Source organism: Pseudomonas sp. RC10, assembly GCF_038397775.1.
GTDB classification, from domain to species: Bacteria; Pseudomonadota; Gammaproteobacteria; order Pseudomonadales; family Pseudomonadaceae; genus Aquipseudomonas; species Aquipseudomonas bambusae.
Genome location: NZ_CP151650.1, coordinates 5,696,353 through 5,715,607, shown reverse-complemented (window position 1 = coordinate 5,715,607; position 19,255 = coordinate 5,696,353). Strand labels below are relative to the sequence as shown.

Here is a 19,255-nt window from a genome sequence, read left to right as displayed (position 1 = left end):
TATCGGTATCTTTGTTGCGCGATTCTGGTGCATCGCGCCGTGGCAAATGCACCCGAATGTCCCGCAAGTGTTACTTCGCTGTTGATAAGCGATGGTGCTATTTGGCCACGCTCACCCCATAAAAGGGCGTCAGGCCAAACGGGCTGAGTTTGAAGTCCTGCACCTCCTTGCGCATGGGCTGAAACACCTTGGAGTTGGCGATTGGCGTAATCGGCACGTCGTTTTTCAGGATGTTCTGCGCCTGCTGATACAGCTTGATTCGCTCGTCGCGGTTGCTGGTCAGCTTGGCCTGGGTCACCAGTTTGTCGTAGCTCGGGTTGCACCATTTGGCGTAGTTGCTGCCTTTCACCGCCGCACAGCTATAGAGCACGCCGAGCCAGTTGTCCGGGTCACCGTTGTCACCTGTCCAACCATAGATCATCACGTCGTGTTCGCCAGCCTTGGCGCGCTTGATGTACTCGCCCCATTCGTAGCTGACAATGTTGGCCTTGATGCCGATCTTCGCCCAGTCGGACTGAATCATCTGCGCTGACATCCGTGCGTTCGGGTTGGACGCGCGTTGCACGGTCATGGCCCACAGGTTGATCTGCGTGCCCGGCGCGACGCCTGCTTCCTTGAGCAGCTGTTTCGCCTTGTCCGGGTTATAAGGCGCGTCCTTGATGTTCGGGTCATAACCCCATTGCGCAGGCGGCAGCGCGTTTTGCGCCAGTTGACCGGCCCCTTGGTACACCGCCTTGATGATCGCCGGCTTGTCGATGGCCATGTCCAGCGCCTGACGTACCTTGAGTTGGTCCAGCGGCGGGTGGGTCACGTTATAGGCCAGGAAACCGAGGTTGAAGCCGGGTTGGCTCAGCACTTTCAGGTCCGGGTCCTTCTGCGCTTCCTCGATGTCCTGCGGACGCGGATAGCCGCTGATCTGGCATTCGCCGGTCTTGAGTTTCTGCAGGCGGGTGCCCGCGTCGGTGTTGATCGAGAAGATCAGGTTGTCGAGCTTCACGTCCTCCGGCTTCCAGTAATCCTTGTTGCCGGTAAAGCGGATTTGCGCGTCTTTCTGGTAACGCTTGAACACGAAGGGGCCGGTTCCGATCGGCTTCTGGTTGATCTCTTCGGCCTTGCCTTGTTTGAGTAGCTGCGCGGCGTATTCAGCGGACTGAATCGAGGCGAAGCTCATGGCCAGGTTCTGGATGAACGCGGCGTCGATGTTGTTCAGGTGAAATTTGACGGTGTGGTCGTCAACCTTCTCCACCTGTTTGATGGTCTTGTTCATGTCCATGTCGGTGAAGTACGGCGACTCGGACGGGTAAGCCTTGCGGAACGGATCGTCGGCGTTGAGCAGGCGATTGAAGGTGAACAGCACGTCGTCGGCATTGAGGTCCCGCGTCGGCTTGAAGTAGTCCGTGGTGTGGAATTTCACCCCGTCGCGCAGATGAAACGTGTAGGTGAGGCCGTCCTCGGAAACGTCCCATTTTGTTGCCAGGCCTGGCTCGACTTCCGTACCGCCGCGCTTGAACTGGGTCAGGCGGTTGAACACGGTTTCAGCCGACGCATCGAACTCCGTACCGCTGGTGTACTGGCTGGGATCGAAGCCGGCTGGGCTGGCTTCGGAGCAATAGACCAGCGTGCTGGCGGCATGCACAGACGGCACGCACAACGCCACGGCGGCAGCCAGAAGCAGCGGTTTGAAGGTTTTCTCCATGTGAACCTCATGCAAGTGCGGCATTCATGCCGGGATCATCGACGGATGATAGACCGCGCAGAATGCCGCAGCGTTGAGCGTTCCTACAAGAAAACCGTTAGACCTATTTGATGATGCCTAATGACTGGTAGAGAGCATAAAACGCAGCGCCAGCGGGCGTGAGTCGTATCAATGCCCAGAGCGGTGACTGCTTATCCAGGAACTCACCTCTCATGAAGTTCAGATACGCAGCGCCATCTTTGGACAGGCGATCGAGCGAGGCCTGTCCTGTATCAGCGAGGTGCTCATGAATGGCGCGCAGGTCGAGCTTCGAGGTGGCGCGGCGTACGTTTTCGGGGTTTTTCGTCGCCCATTCAGCGACTTGTGCATCCTGCCACTCACTGTTGTGGGGATGCTTGAAATAGTCGATAGCGATAGCAACGGGGTCGGCCTGGGTGTCGCCGTTCCAATGATTGACCATTGCGGTGCCTACCGCTCTCACGGCTTCGGACGCCAGACTGCTTGCCAGCAGGTGCAGTGGGTGTTCTGCATGGTCCTTGGCCAGCTGTGAGTGAGTTGGATCAGTCGAGCCATTGTCGTGCGGATCCTCCCCATACCGGGTCTGCCAGTCCTTGATGTTTTCCCCGAATCGCGTCAGCACACCTTGCATGATGATGCCGAGCGCATTACCCAGCACCGAGGCAGGTCCTGTCAGATAGGCCACGCTTCGCTGAATGAACTCCGCGATGGGCAGGCTGACCCATTCATCACGAGCGTTCAGAAAGGCCTGGAAATGCTTGAGGTAGTCAGGGTTCTCGTGCTCTTCGAGAAGAATCAACAGCACCTGCTCGCGAGGGCTTCGGTCACCCGGTTTGGTCGGCATATAGGAGATGTCGTCGAGCGAGAAAAGAATCTTGCCCAGTGGGCCGGCCACACTGGCCAGGACATCGGAAGAGCCGAACATCCCGGTCACGAGCGGCAGGCCCGCTTCACAGTCGGCGGGGGAGGTCCATGGCAGCACCTGGGAGTGGCCATTTTTGATCAGCGCCAGTTCCACGAAGTTGGAGTGAGCGAAAAAGTCTTCGAGTATGTGCAATGCCGAGCCAAAGGCGCGCAAACCCCAGGGCTTGCGCGGGTGATCCATGGCGAATTGCAGCTGGCGTGCCATGAAGTCAACGGACCGTCCGATGTAGTGCTTCATCGATGTCGTGTAGTCAATTAGCAGCAGCGGATCGCCGTCGAATACCAGCGATTCGAAATCCTGGTCCCTTGACTTCGGGTCTGGGGTGTTTCGGTCGACGACGCGCGGGTTGTCGATGTGCTCACTGGGGCGGTACACACCGAGCACATCGGGAGTCACTCTGTATAAATCCCCGCCAGCCTGCCTGATGGGCCCGAATCGTTTAAGGGAAAGCACGTCGACGATCCGGGTAAGGGCGTCACGGGACAGTACGTCGGGGAAGTCCTTGGGCGTATCGGCGGCCCGAATGACCTTGGGATCGAGCAGCTGCGAATAATCCCGCAGCCAGTTGCCAAAATAGATGGTGTTCAGTTCATAGGGGCTCATCTCCAGGTCGTACAGCACGGCCTCGATCGTCTCGTGGGTATGGTGATGTTCATCGCCATCACCTGCTTCAAAGCGTTCACGCTCTGGGTGCGGGTCGGGAGAGTTTGAGGTTTCGTTGAGGTTCGAGTGGCGCCACACGATGCGTACGCGCACTTTGCTCCACTGGGTTTCGATATCCAGCGGGCGGGCTGACCCGGACCGGTAGCTGGCAATGCGCACGCGATCGGTGTCGAACTGGCCGAGCGTAGCCATCGCGAGGGAGAAACGAGTGCCCTCTTCACCGTTGGCATCCTTGGCGAGAGGGGTCGAACCCTCTTCCAGATAATCGGCGAAGTCCTGGCGCAGCACGTTATCGATGTGATGGCCGAACTCGTGCAGAAGAATATCCAGAAACTCGGCGACCCGAACGTCGCTCAGGGCGTTGTCGATCATTGAGGAATGAATGCGGATGACCCGCTCGCTGTTGCTGTAGTCGGCGAGATGATCGCCGTCCTCGATGAAGATGGCCGGGTTGTCGATTTCTCCGGCAATCAGCCGGTCTTGCAGGGCGCAGTAAATGCTTTCGGGAATGTCCTGGCCAAAGATGCGCGCCATGTTCTCAATGAACCCATCGGCTGAAAGTGTCGTCGCCACCCGGGTCAGCAGGTCCAGGGCAAACGTGCTGTGCACGAGCGCCTCTGTCAGGTCGGGTTGGTCGAGGAAACGGGTTGTCGCGGGTTGAAAAGCCATGATGGATTCTTCCTTGAATCAGTAATAAACGACCGGTCTGGCGTTGCGGGTCCGGGAATATCCCGACCCATCCGACGCTCCAGTCGTGAAGGTGTTGTTGGTGGTACGGGTGTCGAGTGTACGGATTGCACGGGCCGTGGAAATCGGACAGGGCGCGGAGGTGTGTAGGATGCGCTAGCGCGTCGCAAGGGAAGGGGCGACAGATCGTCTGGAAAAGAGTGCAGCAGGGGGGAGGAAACCGCGGCAGCCCTTGGCTGCCGCGGGCGAGGATCAGGGAATCGCGACTTCGATCACGCCATCGGCGGTCACGCTGACCTGGCTGGTCCCGGCCTCGACATCCGGCGTTGGCGCGGCATCGGCGCGGGCCGCTTTCATCATCATGACCGGCGCACGCATATAAGGCTGTGGGTAGCCCGAGGTGTTGAGGTTCAGGTTCACCAGTTTATAGCCGCTGCCACCCAGAGCATCAGTGACCAGTTGCGCGCGGGCTTTGAATGCGGTGACGGCGTTTTTCAGCAAGGTGTCTTCGCTGGTTTTGCGCGCCGGGTCGGAGATGGAGAAGTCCATGCCGCCCATTTTCATATCGCTGCCGAGCAGTTCTCCGGTGAGTTTGGAGAGCGCAGCGAAGTCGGGGCTTTCCAGTCGCAGTTCAGCGCGCTCACGCCAGCCGGTGATTTTCTGACCTTTGTCATCATAGATGGGGTAGCTGTTGCGGCTGCCTTGGCGAATCGTCACTTCCTTGACCTGGCGGGCCTCGCCGAGGGCTTTGTTGAGGGAATCGGTGATCCCGGCGGCGAGCTTGGCCGGATCGGTATTCTGCGATTCGGTGTACACGGTGACGGTCATCAGGTCGCGCTGGACTTCCTGATTGACCTCGGCGCGCACGGACACCTGATTGTAATGAACGTCTTCGGCCATGACGCAGGCGCTGGCCACAGCGGCGGCGCCAAAGGTAAGGGCAGTGGCAGTGGGGCGAAGGCTGAACATGTGAAACTCCTTGTTGGGCGAACCGTCCTGAGCGCAGGTTGGAGCGTTGCTGGACGGATGCCCATCAGACTGTGTTTCCGGGATCTTGTTCCAGCGAGGAACAAACGCAGAACCTCACTGTGGGAGCGAATTCATTCGCGAAAAAATGGCTCAGGCGACAGGGATACGTCGGGTTGACTGTCCATTCGCGAATGAATTCGCTCCCACAGAAAGCGTTTGCAGTCTGAAGATCCCTCAATCGCTGTGGCGCTTTGACGCACATTGACGGAAACCGCTGTCGCATTGGTTATACTCGCTCGGATTCCCCTGGAGCGCTCATCAGGAGAGCTCATGCTCGCCCCCGTTCAATTGCTGTCTGCCACGCGCCAGAATCTCTGGCGACTGACGTTCATCCGCATTCTGGTGCTCGGTGCCCAAGCCGGTTCGGTAGGGTTCGCCTACCTGTTCAACCTGCTGCCTTTGCCTTGGCTCCAGTTGGACATCACCTTGGGCTTTTCCGCCATCGTTTGCCTTTTGACGGCGATCAGACTTCGCACGTCCTGGCCCGTGACCGAACTGGAATACGCGGTGCAACTGGCGTTCGACTTGTTCATTCACAGCGCGCTGCTGTTTTTCTCCGGCGGGTCGACCAACCCGTTCGTCTCTTATTATCTTGTGCCGCTGACGATTGCCGCCGTGACCCTGCCGTGGCGCTATTCGCTCATTCTCTCGGGCATCGCTCTGGCGCTGTACACCTTGATGCTTGCCAACTTCTACCCCGTCGAGGCCTTCGCCATCGCGCGGGAGAAGATGCAGATCTACGGCATGTGGCTGAGTTTTGCGCTGGCAGCGGGGGTGATCACCTTCTTCGCGGCGCGGATGGCCGAAGAACTGCGCCGTCAGGAACAGATGCGCGCCCTACGCCGAGAAGAAGGCGCTCGCGATCAGCAACTGCTGGCTGTCGCGACTGAAGCTGCTGGCGCTGCCCACGAATTGGGTACGCCGCTGGCGACCATGAGCGTGCTTCTCAAGGAAATGCAGCAGGACCACAAAGACCCGGCGCTGCAAGAAGACCTGTCGGTGCTTCAAGACCAGGTCAAACTGTGCAAGGAAACCCTGCAACAGCTGGTGCGCGCCGCCGAGGCCAATCGCCGTCTCGCCGTGCAGGAGCAGACCGTCACCCACTGGCTCGATCAGGCGCTCAATCGCTGGCACCTGATGCGGCCCGAAGCCAGCTACCGTTTTCAACGTCTGGGGCAAGGCGACGTACCGATGGTCGCGCCGCCTCCCGATCTGACCCAGGCCCTGCTGAACTTGCTGAACAACGCCGCCGATGCCTGTCCGGAAGGGCTGGAGGTGAGCCTGGACTGGAGCGCCGTGGAAATCAGCATCACCATTCGCGACCACGGGGCCGGGGTGCCGCTGGCGGTCGCCGAGCAGATCGGCAAACCGTTTTTTACCACCAAGGGCAAAGGCTTCGGCTTGGGCCTGTTCTTGAGCAAGGCCAGCGTGACCCGCGCCGGTGGCTCGGTGAAACTCTATCCTCACGAGGAAGGCGGCACGCTCACCGAGCTGCGCCTGCCCCGGAACGCAACAGGAGATGAAGCATGACTGATGACATCCAGGTCGAGGGCGAAGAACTGCCGCACCTGTTGCTGGTGGACGACGACGCCACCTTCACTCGCGTGATGGCCCGTGCGATGGCACGCCGTGGTTTTCGTGTCAGCACTGCCAGTTCCGCCGAGGAAGGCCTGGTGCTCGCGCAGCAGGACATTCCCGACTACGCCACGGTCGATCTGAAAATGGAAGGGGACTCGGGGCTGGTGCTGCTGCCCAAGCTGTTGGAACTGGACCCGGAAATGCGTGTCCTGATACTGACCGGTTATTCGAGCATCGCCACCGCTGTCGAGGCCATCAAGCGCGGCGCCTGCAACTACCTGTGCAAACCGGCGGACGCAGATGACGTATTGGCTGCGCTGCTGTCCGAGCACGCCGATCTGGACACGCTGGTGCCGGAAAACCCGATGTCCGTGGACCGCCTGCAGTGGGAGCACATCCAGCGGGTGCTGACTGAACATGAGGGCAACATTTCGGCCACGGCGCGGGCCTTGGGGATGCATCGGCGTACGTTGCAGCGCAAGTTGCAGAAGCGACCGGTTCGCCGCTGAGCGAGGATTGCCAGTTAAAGTTTTTTCATGGAAGACCGCGTGTAGCGTCTGGCACATTGGTGTCAACGCTACTAAATGCCTGCCGCCGAGCCGTTGCCATGAATGTTGATATCGATGAATCCAGGGTCAATGACGCTGTGAACGGGAGCTTTTTTTCCCGAGTCTGGAAACTGGTCACGCCGTACTGGCGTAGCGAAGAAAAGGGCATGGCCTGGGTGCTGCTGATTGCAGTGATCGTGCTCTCGCTGTTCAGTGTCTTTATCTCCGTGCTGGTCAACAGCTGGTACCGGGATTTCTACAACGCGCTGCAAAACAAGGATCTGGGGGCATTTACCCACCTGATTCTGTACTTCTGCGGCATCGCCGCCATCGCCATTCTCGGCGCGGTGTATCGCCTTTACCTCACGCAAATGCTGACCATCCGCTGGCGTCGCTGGCTCACCGAAAAGCATTTCACCAAATGGCTCGCCCACAAGAATTATTACCGGCTTGAGCAGGGCGGTTACACCGATAACCCGGACCAACGTCTGTCGGAAGACCTCAATAATTTCACTTCTGACACCCTGAGTCTGAGCCTCGGCTTGCTGCGCACTGTCGTGAGTCTGGTGTCGTTCTCGGTGATCCTGTGGGGCGTGTCCGGCAGCATCGAGCTGTTCGGCATCACCATCCCCGGTTACATGTTCTGGGCCGCGCTGCTCTACGCCGCTGTCGGCAGTTGGCTGACTCACCTGATCGGCAAAAAGTTGATCGTGCTGAGCAACCAACAACAGCGTTACGAAGCCGACATGCGTTTCTCGCTGGTGCGGGTTCGCGAAAACGCTGAAAGCATCGCCTTGTCCGAAGGTGAAGCCAACGAAAACCAGCGTCTCAGCGCACGATTTGGCATGGTCTGGAGTAACTTCTGGACCATCATGAAAGTGCAGAAGCGCCTGACGTTCTTCACCGCCGGTTACTCACAGATCGCTATCGTGTTTGCTTTCGTCGTCGCTGCGCCGCGCTATTTTGCCGGCAAGATCGAACTGGGCGAGCTGATGCAAATCAACTCGGCGTTCGGCAACGTACAAGAGAACTTCAGCTGGTTCATCGACGCGTACACCCAATTGGCGTCGTGGCGCGCCACCTGTGATCGTCTGCTCAGCTTCCGTCAGGCCATGGACGAAAACGAAGCCCGCGTGCCATCAATTGAAGTGACACACCAGAGCAATGCCCTGCACGTCCAGGGCTTGGACTTGTCATTGATCGGCGGTCGCCAGTTGCTGAACAACGCCAACATCGACATCGCCGCAGGCGAGAAAGTCATGCTCAGCGGTCGCTCCGGCAGCGGCAAGAGTACGCTGCTGCGGGCGATGGGCGGGCTGTGGAACGAAGGCCATGGCGCGGTGAAACTGCCCGCCAAGCGTGCGTTCTTCCTGCCGCAAAAACCGTATCTGCCGATTGGCACCCTGCGCGAAGCCCTGAGCTATCCACAGGCACCAGAGGTCTATCCCGCCGAGCGTTTCGCGCAGGTCCTGGAAACGTGCCGTTTGAGCCATCTGGTGCCGCGTCTGGACGAGAGCAATCACTGGCAGCGCATGCTGTCGCCGGGCGAGCAACAACGTGTGGCGTTTGCCCGTGCGCTGCTGTTCGCGCCAGACTGGCTGTACCTCGACGAGGCCACCTCGGCCATGGACGAGGAAGACGAAGCGGCGCTGTATCAGGCGTTAATCGACGAGATGCCAGGGGTGACATTGCTCAGCATCGGCCACCGCAGCAGCCTCAAGCGTTTCCATCGCCGCCATGTGCGCATCGACGAGGGCCAGTTGAAGGAACAATCCCTTACCGAAACGGCAATCTGATACGGCATCGAAGGGCCCATCTGCCGCAAAAACCTACGAACACGCCGGGTTTGTTATGTGATCGTACAACCCGGTTGAGCTATCATTAGCCTTTCACCGTATTTAGAGATGCCTGTTGGATATGGAAAATCAGAGTGCTCCGCCTCGCGCACGTCGAAAGCACCGCAGCCTGGCTCAAGAATTGGTCACCGAACTCTCCGAGCGCATCCGCAACGGCGAATTGAAGCGCGGCGACAAACTGCCGACCGAATCCGCGATCATGGAAGAGCAGGGCGTCAGCCGTACGGTCGTCCGTGAAGCCATCTCCCGGTTGCAGGCGTCCGGGCTGGTCGAGACGCGTCACGGCATCGGCACCTTCGTTCTGGACACCCCAAGCCCAAGCGGCTTTCGCATCGACCCGGCCACCATCGTCACGCTGCGTGATGTGTTGGCGATTCTGGAGTTGCGCATCAGCCTTGAGGTTGAATCGGCGGGCTTGGCGGCGCAACGTCGCTCCGCAGAACAGCTGGCCGACATGCGTGCCGCGCTGGATGCCCTCAATGAAGGTGCTTCCCACGCCAGCGATGCAGTCGGGGCGGATTTCCAGTTCCACATGGCGATTGCGCTGTCCACGGGCAACCGCTACTTCACCGACATCATGACGCACCTGGGCACCAGCATCATTCCCCGCACCCGTTTGAATTCGGCGCGTCTGGCCCATGACGATCATCAGCATTACATGAACCGTCTGAGCCGCGAACACGAAGAAATCTACGACGCCATCGCCCGCCAGGACTCCGACGCCGCCCGCGCCGCGATGCGCCTGCACCTCACCAACAGCCGCGAGCGGTTGCGTCATGCCCATGAAGAGGCGGAGTCGCAACGGGCTTGAGGTCGTATGGCCTGCGATGGCCAAGGCATCGTTCACTGTGTCACGAAATCTGTAGGAGCGGTGTGCCGGAGCTCCGTGAATGAGCCAGCCCCTGTCACCGTGTTTGTAGGAGCGCGCTTGCCCGCGAACGCGCCGGCCATTAGCACGGCCTATCTGACCCGACACCATCCTCTGTAGGAGCCGGCTTGCTGGCGAATGCGTCAGACCACCAATGCCGATGCTCTAGCCACGACGCTTTCGCCAGCAAGCCGGCTCCTACAAGGGCATTGCGTGCGGTCAGCAGCAATTTCAACGACGCACCGCCCCCAAGCCGTGCCGCTACAGGTTTATCCTCATCACCCGCAAAGCCCCCAAACACCACTCATCCTGTCCGGACATAAATAATTCATCCTCCCTATTGAGAGATGTCATTCCTAGTTGTACGATGACTTACGACATCAGCGCAGGTCTGGTGATCCATTCATACAATTAGCTTCCCAGGGTGTTCGAATAATGAATCCACAAGAACTGAAGTCCATCCTTTCCCACGGTCTGCTGTCCTTCCCGGTTACCGACTTCAATGCCCAGGGCGATTTCCACCGCGCTGGTTACATCAAACGTCTCGAATGGCTGGCCCCGTACGGCGCCTCTGCACTGTTCGCCGCGGGCGGTACAGGTGAGTTCTTCTCCCTGACCGGCAGCGAATATTCCGACGTCATCAAGACCGCCGTTGATACCTGCGAGAAAACCGTACCGATTCTGGCCGGTGTTGGTGGTCCGACCCGTCAAGCGATTCAACAGGCTCAGGAAGCTGAACGTCTGGGCGCCAAAGGCCTGCTGCTGCTGCCTCACTACCTGACTGAAGCCAGCCAGGACGGCGTTGCCGCTCACGTCGAAGCGGTCTGCAAATCGGTCAAGATCGGCGTGGTTGTCTACAACCGTAACGTCTGCCGCCTGACCCCTGCGCTGCTGGAGCAACTGGCTGAGCGCTGCCCGAACCTGATCGGCTACAAAGACGGTCTGGGTGACATTGAGCTGATGGTTTCGATCCGCCGCCGCATGGGCGACCGTTTCTCCTACCTGGGCGGTCTGCCGACTGCCGAAGTCTACGCCGCTGCTTACAAGGCGCTGGGCGTGCCGGTCTACTCCTCGGCGGTGTTCAACTTCGTACCGAAGCTGGCGATGGACTTCTACCACGCTATCGCCAAGGACGATCACGCCACCGTTGGCAAGCTGATCGACGACTTCTTCCTGCCGTACCTGGACATCCGTAACCGCAAAGCCGGCTACGCAGTCAGCATCGTGAAAGCGGGCGCGAAAATCGCTGGCTACGACGCAGGCCCGGTGCGTGCGCCATTGACCGACCTGACGCCAGAAGAGTTCGAAATGCTCGCTGCGCTGATGGACAAGCAAGGTCAGCAGTAACACTCGACCTGCCGCAAAACCGCTGAGCGATCAGCGGTTTTTTGCCGTCGAGGTTCTGGAATAAGGGCAGACGTTTTCCCATTTTCCGTTTCATGCCATTCGCGTAAGCAAGGTCGCTTGCGCGTGAGTTGACCCTAGGCGTCACCGTGGCTTCAGCGTGAAGCTGCACCTTTGAAACACGGCTTCAATCGCATCTGGATTTTAGGGGCAGAGGCGAGCAGCACACACACATAAAAAATCGTTTAACCCGCGTAAAAAAATAATGAGTGGGAGTTTTCGAACATGCAAAAAACCAAGCCGACACACGTCCGCTATTTGATCTTGCTCATGCTGTTTCTGGTGACCACGATCAACTACGCCGACCGTGCCACCATCGCCATCGCTGGCTCCAGTCTGCAAAAAAGCCTCGGCATCGACGCCGTTACCCTCGGTTATATCTTCTCCGCATTCGGTTGGGCCTACGTGGCCGGACAGATTCCGGGCGGTTGGCTGCTCGACCGTTTCGGCTCGAAAAAGATTTACGCCCTGAGCATCTTCACCTGGTCGCTGTTCACCGTGCTGCAAGGCTATGTCGGTGAGTTCGGCCTCTCCACCGCCATCGTCGCGCTGTTCATGCTGCGGTTCCTGGTGGGTCTGGCGGAAGCGCCATCCTTTCCGGGCAACGCACGTATTGTCGCGGCCTGGTTCCCGACGTCCGAGCGCGGCACCGCGTCGGCGATTTTCAACTCGGCGCAATACTTCGCCACTGTGTTGTTCGCACCGATCATGGGCTGGATCGTCTTCACCTTCGGCTGGCAGCATGTGTTCGTGGTCATGGGCGGCGTCGGGATCGTGTTCTCGCTGATCTGGCTGAAAATCATCCACAGCCCTCGCAACCACCCGATGATCAACAAGGCCGAACTCGACCACATCGCCAATAACGGCGGCATGATCGACATGGACCAAGAGCAGGGCAAAGGCAAGAGCGGCGGCCCGAAATGGGACTATGTGAAGCAGCTGCTGACTAACCGCATGATGCTGGGCATTTATCTGGCCCAATACTGCATCAACGGCATCACCTATTTCTTCCTGACCTGGTTCCCGGTGTACCTGGTGCAGGAGCGCGGTATGACCATTCTCAAAGCCGGTTTCATCGCCTCCTTGCCTGCGGTCTGCGGCTTCATCGGTGGCGTGCTCGGCGGGATCATTTCCGACTGGCTGCTACGTCGCGGCAAATCCCTGACCTTCGCTCGCAAGGCGCCGATCATTGGCGGTCTGTTGCTTTCGACCTCCATCGTGACCTGCAACTACGTGGACATCGAATGGGTCGTCGTGGGCTTCATGGCGCTGGCCTTCTTCGGCAAGGGCGTGGGCGCACTGGGTTGGGCGGTGATGTCCGACGCCTCGCCGAAACAAATCGCCGGTCTGAGCGGCGGTCTGTTCAACATGTTCGGTAACATCGCGTCGATCACCACCCCGATCGTCATCGGCTACATCATCAGTTCTACCGGCTCGTTCAAATGGGCGCTGGTGTTCGTCGGCGCCAACGCGCTGGTGGCGGTGATCAGCTATGTGTTCATCGTGGGCGAAATCAAACGCGTGGAATTGAAAGACACCCCAACGCAGGGTGATGTGCGGGCCAGCGACCTTGGCGAAGTTTCCCAAGCCAAAAGCTGAGCGCAAGCAAAAAACTGAGGAATACCGTGATGAACTTGATTCAACATGCCGACTCGCCGCGTTACATCCGTTTGCACGAGCGCGATAACGTCGTCGTCGTGGTCAATGACCAGGGCGTACCGGCGGGGACTGAATTCGATAATGGTCTGGTGACCCTCGACAACGTGCCGCAAAGCCACAAGGTCAACACCGTGGACATTCCCGAAGGCGGGGCGGTGATCCGTTACGGGCAGACCATCGGGTATGCGCTGCAACCGATTCCGCGCGGCAGTTGGGTCAAGGAAGATCAACTGCGCATGCCGAGCGCGCCACCGCTGGACAGCCTGCCGCTGTCCACCGATGTGCCAGGCCGGGGCGAGCCGCTGGAAGGCTTCACTTTCGAGGGCTATCGCAACGCTGACGGCACCGTCGGCACACGCAACATTCTCGGGATTACCACCACCGTGCAGTGCGTGACCGGCGTGCTGGACTTTGCGGTCAAGCGCATCCGCGAGGAGCTGCTGCCCAAGTACCCGAACGTCGATGACGTGGTGGCCATCACCCACACCTACGGCTGCGGCGTGGCGATCACGGCCAAGGACGCGTACATCCCGATTCGCACCGTGCGCAACCTGGCGCGCAACCCGAACCTGGGTGGCGAAGCGTTGGTGATCGGTCTGGGCTGCGAGAAATTGCAGGCCGAGCAGGTCATGCATCAGAACGACCCGTCGGTCGACCTGAGCGATGAGTGGATGTACCGCTTGCAGGACTCCAAACACGGCTTCAACGAAATGATCGAGCAGATCATGGCGCTGGCCGAAGTGCGTCTGAAGAAGCTCGATGAACGTCGTCGCGAAACCGTGCCCGCGTCTGAGTTGATTCTGGGCATGCAGTGCGGCGGCAGTGATGCGTTTTCCGGCATCACCGCCAACCCGGCGCTGGGCTACGCCTCCGACCTGTTGCTGCGCGCAGGCGCGACCGTGATGTTCTCGGAAGTGACCGAAGTGCGCGACGCCATCTACCTGCTGACCTCCCGCGCTGAAACCATGGAAGTGGCCGAGGAACTGGTGCGCGAGATGGACTGGTACGACCGTTACCTGGCCAAGGGCGAGGCCGACCGCAGCGCCAATACCACGCCGGGCAACAAGAAGGGCGGGTTGTCGAACATCGTCGAGAAGTCCCTCGGGTCGATCGTCAAATCCGGCAACAGCGCGATCAACGGGGTGCTGGGCCCTGGCGAGCGGGTCAATCGCAAAGGGCTGATCTTTTGCGCAACGCCTGCCAGTGACTTTGTCTGCGGTACGCTGCAACTGGCGGCCGGGATGAACCTGCACGTGTTCACCACCGGGCGTGGTACGCCTTATGGTCTGGCGATGTCACCGGTGGTGAAGGTGTCGACCCGGACCGAGCTGGCGCAACGCTGGCCGGACTTGATCGACATTGATGCGGGGCGTATCGCCACCGGTCGTGCCAGCATTGAGGACTTGGGCTGGGAGCTGTTCCATTTCTATCTCGATGTCGCCAGCGGCAAGAAGAAGACCTGGACCGAGCATTACCGCTTGCACAACGACATCACCCTGTTCAACCCGGCGCCGATTACCTGATCACAAGCGCCGCGAGATCGGCATGGGTCTCAACCTGTGGGAGCGAATTCATTCGCGATACGGTGGTACATCCGGCAAACATGTGTGGGATGTACCGGCCACTCGCGAATGAATTCGCTCCCACAGGGTGGGCATCAGGCCCTCAATTCCCTATCTCAATGCCGCCCATGCTCCTTATGGTGCGCATGCTCCCCGCAAAACCGCGCCAACGTCAGCACGCTTTTGGTGATCGGCATCGGGATGTTCACTTTCGCCGCCAACTCCACCACCGCATCGCCGATCGCCGACAGTTCCAGCGGCAAGCCCTTATCAAAATCCTGCAGCATTGACGTGCGCACCGGCCCCATGCTGGCGCCGAACTGCATGAAAGTCGTCGGCTCCATGCTCAGCTTCGCGTCATAAGCGGCCGCCACTTGCACCGCCTCGTTGAAGGTCGCCAGCGCCAGCTCGCGCATGTCCGGCAGGCCGTAGATTTGCTCCAGCGTTGCGCCGGTCACCACTGAAACCGGGTTGGACGTGAGGTTGGCGATGATCTTGGTCCACAGCTGATCGCGAATCCGGTCAGTGCCTTGGGCTTCGATCCCTGCGCCCTGAATCAGCGACACCAGTCGTTCCAGACGCGATGTCAGCTCATTGTTCAATTCGCCGAAGATAATGCGATACGGGTTGTGGGTTTTTACGACAGCAGGGGCAGAACTTTGCGCCGTGATGAAGACGACGCAGCCGATGACCTTGTGCAGATCCAGCGTGTCAGTGATGCGCCCGTCGGGATCGACGGTGTTGATGCGCTCGCCTTCGAACTGACCCCCTTCGCCATGGAAGTACCACCACGGCACGCCGTTGATCACGGGCACTACAACCGTGTCCGGACCGATCAAAGGGCTGATGTTCGGCAAGAGACCGCTCAGTGAAGGGGCTTTGGTGCACAGAAAAACGATGTCCTGCTCGCCAAGGGTTTCGGCGCTGTCGCTGGCGTTGACCTTCACGTGATGACGGCCTTGCAAGTCCTGCAGGTGAATGCCGTTGCGTTGCAGCGCGGCCAGGGTGCGGCCACGGGCGAAGACGTTCACCGGGTGCCCCGTCAACGCGATGCGCGCCGCCAGCGTACAACCAATGGCGCCAGCGCCAGCAATGCAAATGCGCAAGGGGGAAGAACTCATGGTGGCTCCGGCTGGGGGAATGTTTCAAGGCATTACGCAATTTACACCAATCCTCGCGCATTTCTTTGTAGGCGTGAGCTTGCTCGCGATGGAGGTGCATCAGTCGCCGTTGCAGGGACCTGCATGACGCTATCGCGAGCAAGCTCACTCCTACAACGGCGCGCACCCATTGGTCGGCTATGGGGTCGTTCCCTGAACTTCATCGCCCCTGCACCTATCCTTGTTGTATGCCTCTGCAAAACGCTCTGGCCTGCGGGCCAAGGAGAAGTTCATGCGTGCACTGACGTATCACGGCGCCCACGACGTACGCGTGGAAACCGTCGCCGACCCCGTCATCCAGGAAGCCGATGATGTGATCTTGAAAGTCACCGCCACGGCCATTTGCGGCTCGGACCTGCACCTGTATCGCGGCAAGATTCCCGCCACCGAACAAGGCGACATTTTTGGTCACGAGTTCATGGGCATCGTCGAAGAAGTCGGGCCGCAAGTCACCGCCGTCAAGCCCGGCGACCGTGTGGTCATCCCTTTCGTCATCGCTTGTGGCAGCTGTTTTTTCTGTCAGATGGATGCATTTGCCGCCTGCGAAACCACTAACACGGGACGCGGGGCGATTCTGAATAAAAAGTCGATTGCGCCCGGTGCGGCGTTGTTTGGCTACAGCCATTTGTACGGCGGGGTGCCCGGTGGGCAGGCCGAATACGTGCGCGTTCCGAAGGGTAATGTCGGGCCGTTCAAGGTGCCGGGAACGTTAGCGGATGAGAAGGTCTTGTTCCTCTCGGACATCCTGCCCACGGCGTGGCAGGCCGTACTCAACGCGGGTGTGAAACAGGGCTCAAGCGTGGCGATTTACGGCGCCGGACCTGTCGGACTGCTGAGCGCGGCGTGCGCGAAAATGCTCGGGGCCGAGAAGATTTTCATGGTCGATCATCACGCCTACCGCCTTGCCTACGCGCAGTTCACCTACGGCGTGATTCCGATCAACTTCGATGAGGACGACGACCCGGCGGACACCATCGTCCGTCAGACCTCGGGCATGCGCGGCGTCGATGCGGTGATCGACGCGGTAGGGTTCGAGGCCAAGGGCAGTACCACCGAAACCATCCTCGCGACCCTCAAACTGGAAGGCAGCAGCGGCAAGGCGTTGCGCCAATGCATCGCGGCCGTGCGCAGAGGCGGGACCCTCAGCGTGCCGGGGGTTTACGCGGGTTTCATTCACGGCTTCATGTTCGGCGATGCGTTCGACAAGGGGCTGACGTTCAAGATGGGCCAGACCCACGTGCACCGCTACCTGCCAGAACTGTTGAAACTGATCGAAGAGGGCGCGCTGACGCCGGAGGCAATCATCACCCACCGGTTGTCTTTGGAGGAGGCGGCGGACGGCTACAGAATCTTCGATAAACGCGAGGAAGACTGCCGCAAGATCATCCTCACGCCGGGGTTCGACAGCCGGGTGGATGTATCGGCCAACGATGTGGATTTGTCGGGTACCTGACGTTTAGGCGCCGTTGACAGGGTGGGAGCCGACGCCCACTAAGCGAGCGGCGCCTCCAGGATCACGAGTAAGCCGCCGAATGATGCGGGTAATCGACCAGTCGCGAGCCGATGACCATTTCGCTGATCCAGTCGGTCAACAGCGTCGTGTACGCATGCTGGCTGGTGTCGCTGCTCAATCCATGGTCCGCGCCGTCCAGCAGGCGATAGGTCAACGAATGCGCCAGATCGAACGCTGTGCGATAACTCATCAACGTCGCGTGGGGCACGTAATCGTCCTGCTCAGACTCGACCAGCAACACATCCCCTTTGAAATCCTTGCACGCCGCCAACGCGCGATTATCAGCGGCGGTCACGGCCGAGCGGCGGTAATGCGCAAGCTTGTCCCGGTCCAGCGCCTGTTTCGGCATGTCCCAGTCGGCATCCCAATACAGTGCCGGAACGCGCAAGGCCAGCCATTTGACCGGGCGCATCCCGCTGAGAATCGTCGCCAGATAGCCGCCGTAACTGCTGCCGATCACCGCAATCGCGTTGTTATCTACAGCGGGGTGACTCGCCAGTCGGTCGTACGCGGCAAGCAGGTCTTCCATGCTGTGTTCGCGGGACACCGAGGCGCGCATTTCATGGGTGCGTTCATGGCCGCGCAAGTCGAAGGTCAGGCACACGCAACCCAGGCCGGTGATGTTCTTGGCCCGAGCGAGGTCGCGCTGCTGACTGCCGCCCCACCCGTGCACGAACAGAATGCCCGGCATCTTCGCGCCGGGCGCCAGGATGGTGCCTGAGATGGTGTCGTCGCTGACGCTGATGTCGATGGTTTCACTGCGTACGGTCATAAGGCTGGACCTGTGTGAATTTGCTGATAAGGCCGACGTCAGGGTCGTCGCCCTCGTAGAGAAGGTGGGCATCGGCCGGCAAGGTAGTCGGCCCGTAGATTTCGTGGCTGGACGCGCGAATTCGTTGCAAGGTCGGGTCGGCGGCAAACGCTACCAGCGCTTCAATCTCGGCAGGGCTGGCGCCACCGATGCGCCAGGATTGTTCCAAAACGCCCGAGCAGACTTTCCCTCGCGAATTGGTGCCATGGGCAATGTCGTAATTGCGCCGCGAGGCGAGGAAATCCGGGAAGCAATCCAGCGCGGCGTTTTCGTAAATCATCGCTTGAGTGACCGAACGCCGCACATCGTCGTCAAGATCGAGCTTGAGCAACGCGTTGTAATCGCCGCGCACCAGCCATAATTGCGAGCCGCCGTAGACGGTTTCGCCGTTGTTGTCCTCGGTGAGGCTTTGCGTGCCGTGGTAGCTGATCGTGATGCCCGCCACCTGAATCTGGCCCACGCTGTAGGTGATGACGTCGTGCAAATCCTCCTCCAGCACCAGCCCCCATTCCTCGACCTCGGCCATGTCTTGCTGAGCGAGGGCGCTGTCGAGCTCAGCTTCCGTCGTCACCACTAACTGTCCGCGACCTGCTGTGGCCAGGACCGGCTTCACCCGCACCGGGCCGTCTTTGAGCAACTGCACCCCGGCGCGCCTGGCATCGGCCTCGTTGAACACGCTGAAACCTGCGAGCACCGCATCGGCTGCATCTTCGAAAAAGCGATCAGACCAGCCTGCCGGTTTCGCGGTTGCGTCTTTGAGGAGAGGATGGGAAATGGCTTTGGTGGCCATGAAGGGATGGTCGATAAGCCCGCCAAAGAAGTCATCGACGCTGCGAATATTCAGCGCGTTGCCATCCTCTTTTCCGATAAGCGTGTCGGACGGGATGTAATACAGCGCATGACCTTGGTGCAGCGCCGGGTCATACGCCCCGACGAATTTCGCTCCCAAGACACCTGCGATCCGTTCGGCCAGAGCCTGCTGAACCACCGTTTCATGAGTCGCCAAGCGCTTGTGGGTGGCCAGCAGAACGACTTCAGACTTTGCAGTGCTGCGTGATCCGCTCATGGGCGAACTCCCTGTTGAGGCCGAAGTGTTTCGCAATACATCTCTGTAGTCTGATACATCTTTCGCGAATGAATTCGCTCCCACAGCTGCTGTGTCCGTCCAACCGTTTCAGGCGTACGCCAAATCACTTGTAGGAACGAATTCATTCGCGAGTCGTCAGCACAGACGACACATCCATTTGAGAAAAACCCGACGCCGTGTAGTTCCTCGCC

The 19,255-nt window shown here is 59.6% G+C and carries 14 protein-coding genes; 8 read left to right on the top strand and 6 right to left on the bottom strand.

Features of this window, described 5'->3' with window-relative positions:
• Nucleotides 1–97 precede the first annotated feature (97 nt).
• The 3 genes from AAEO81_RS25825 to AAEO81_RS25815 all read right to left on the bottom strand — a co-directional run bounded on the left by AAEO81_RS25825 (nucleotide 98) and on the right by AAEO81_RS25815 (nucleotide 4,958).
• A complete protein-coding gene (locus AAEO81_RS25825) occupies nucleotides 98–1,696 on the bottom strand; it encodes an ABC transporter substrate-binding protein (protein WP_341959821.1) in 1,599 nt (532 codons plus the stop codon).
• Between the two features lie 103 nt (nucleotides 1,697–1,799).
• Nucleotides 1,800–3,971 (bottom strand): HET-C-related protein, encoded by a 2,172-nt coding sequence (locus AAEO81_RS25820; RefSeq protein WP_341959820.1) that lies wholly within the window; start codon nucleotides 3,969–3,971, stop codon nucleotides 1,800–1,802.
• A gap of 270 nt (nucleotides 3,972–4,241) precedes the next feature.
• Complete coding sequence (locus AAEO81_RS25815; protein ID WP_341959819.1) at nucleotides 4,242–4,958, bottom strand: SIMPL domain-containing protein; 717 nt, start codon at nucleotides 4,956–4,958, stop codon at nucleotides 4,242–4,244.
• A gap of 330 nt (nucleotides 4,959–5,288) precedes the next feature.
• On the opposite strand from AAEO81_RS25815, the gene AAEO81_RS25810 reads away from it, so the two are divergent.
• The 7 genes from AAEO81_RS25810 to garD all read left to right on the top strand — a co-directional run bounded on the left by AAEO81_RS25810 (nucleotide 5,289) and on the right by garD (nucleotide 14,454).
• A complete protein-coding gene (locus AAEO81_RS25810) occupies nucleotides 5,289–6,548 on the top strand; it encodes an ATP-binding protein (RefSeq protein ID WP_341959818.1) in 1,260 nt (419 codons plus the stop codon).
• A complete protein-coding gene (locus AAEO81_RS25805) occupies nucleotides 6,545–7,105 on the top strand; it encodes a response regulator transcription factor (protein ID WP_166593740.1) in 561 nt (186 codons plus the stop codon). The genes AAEO81_RS25810 and AAEO81_RS25805 overlap by 4 nt, the downstream gene beginning before the upstream one ends.
• Before the next feature lie 98 nt (nucleotides 7,106–7,203).
• Nucleotides 7,204–8,940, top strand: coding sequence for an ABC transporter ATP-binding protein/permease (locus tag AAEO81_RS25800; protein ID WP_341959817.1), 1,737 nt, complete (start codon nucleotides 7,204–7,206; stop codon nucleotides 8,938–8,940).
• 121 nt (nucleotides 8,941–9,061) lie between these two features.
• Nucleotides 9,062–9,811 (top strand): FadR/GntR family transcriptional regulator, encoded by a 750-nt coding sequence (locus AAEO81_RS25795; RefSeq protein WP_166593738.1) that lies wholly within the window; start codon nucleotides 9,062–9,064, stop codon nucleotides 9,809–9,811.
• 492 nt (nucleotides 9,812–10,303) lie between these two features.
• Entirely contained in the window at nucleotides 10,304–11,215 is a 912-nt protein-coding gene (kdgD, locus tag AAEO81_RS25790) for a 5-dehydro-4-deoxyglucarate dehydratase (protein ID WP_166593737.1), read from the top strand.
• A 282-nt stretch (nucleotides 11,216–11,497) separates the two neighbouring features.
• The gene (locus tag AAEO81_RS25785) at nucleotides 11,498–12,871 is read left to right on the top strand and encodes an MFS transporter (RefSeq protein ID WP_341959815.1); all 1,374 of its coding nucleotides are present in this window, start codon (nucleotides 11,498–11,500) and stop codon (nucleotides 12,869–12,871) included.
• 29 nt (nucleotides 12,872–12,900) lie between these two features.
• The gene (garD, locus tag AAEO81_RS25780) at nucleotides 12,901–14,454 is read left to right on the top strand and encodes a galactarate dehydratase (protein WP_341959813.1); all 1,554 of its coding nucleotides are present in this window, start codon (nucleotides 12,901–12,903) and stop codon (nucleotides 14,452–14,454) included.
• 155 nt (nucleotides 14,455–14,609) lie between these two features.
• On the opposite strand, the gene AAEO81_RS25775 is transcribed toward garD, so the two are convergent.
• A complete protein-coding gene (locus AAEO81_RS25775) occupies nucleotides 14,610–15,614 on the bottom strand; it encodes a 2-dehydropantoate 2-reductase (RefSeq protein ID WP_341959811.1) in 1,005 nt (334 codons plus the stop codon).
• A 271-nt stretch (nucleotides 15,615–15,885) separates the two neighbouring features.
• Here AAEO81_RS25775 and AAEO81_RS25770 point away from each other — a divergent pair, with 271 nt between their 5' ends.
• Entirely contained in the window at nucleotides 15,886–17,106 is a 1,221-nt protein-coding gene (locus AAEO81_RS25770) for a zinc-dependent alcohol dehydrogenase (RefSeq protein ID WP_341959809.1), read from the top strand.
• Between the two features lie 61 nt (nucleotides 17,107–17,167).
• Here AAEO81_RS25770 and AAEO81_RS25765 read toward each other — a convergent pair whose 3' ends face one another.
• The gene (locus AAEO81_RS25765) at nucleotides 17,168–17,938 is read right to left on the bottom strand and encodes an alpha/beta fold hydrolase (protein ID WP_341959808.1); all 771 of its coding nucleotides are present in this window, start codon (nucleotides 17,936–17,938) and stop codon (nucleotides 17,168–17,170) included.
• Nucleotides 17,922–19,043, bottom strand: a complete 1,122-nt coding sequence (locus AAEO81_RS25760; RefSeq protein ID WP_341959806.1) for a DUF3182 family protein — start codon at nucleotides 19,041–19,043, stop codon at nucleotides 17,922–17,924. The genes AAEO81_RS25765 and AAEO81_RS25760 overlap by 17 nt, the downstream gene beginning before the upstream one ends.
• Between the last annotated feature and the right edge of the window lie 212 nt (nucleotides 19,044–19,255).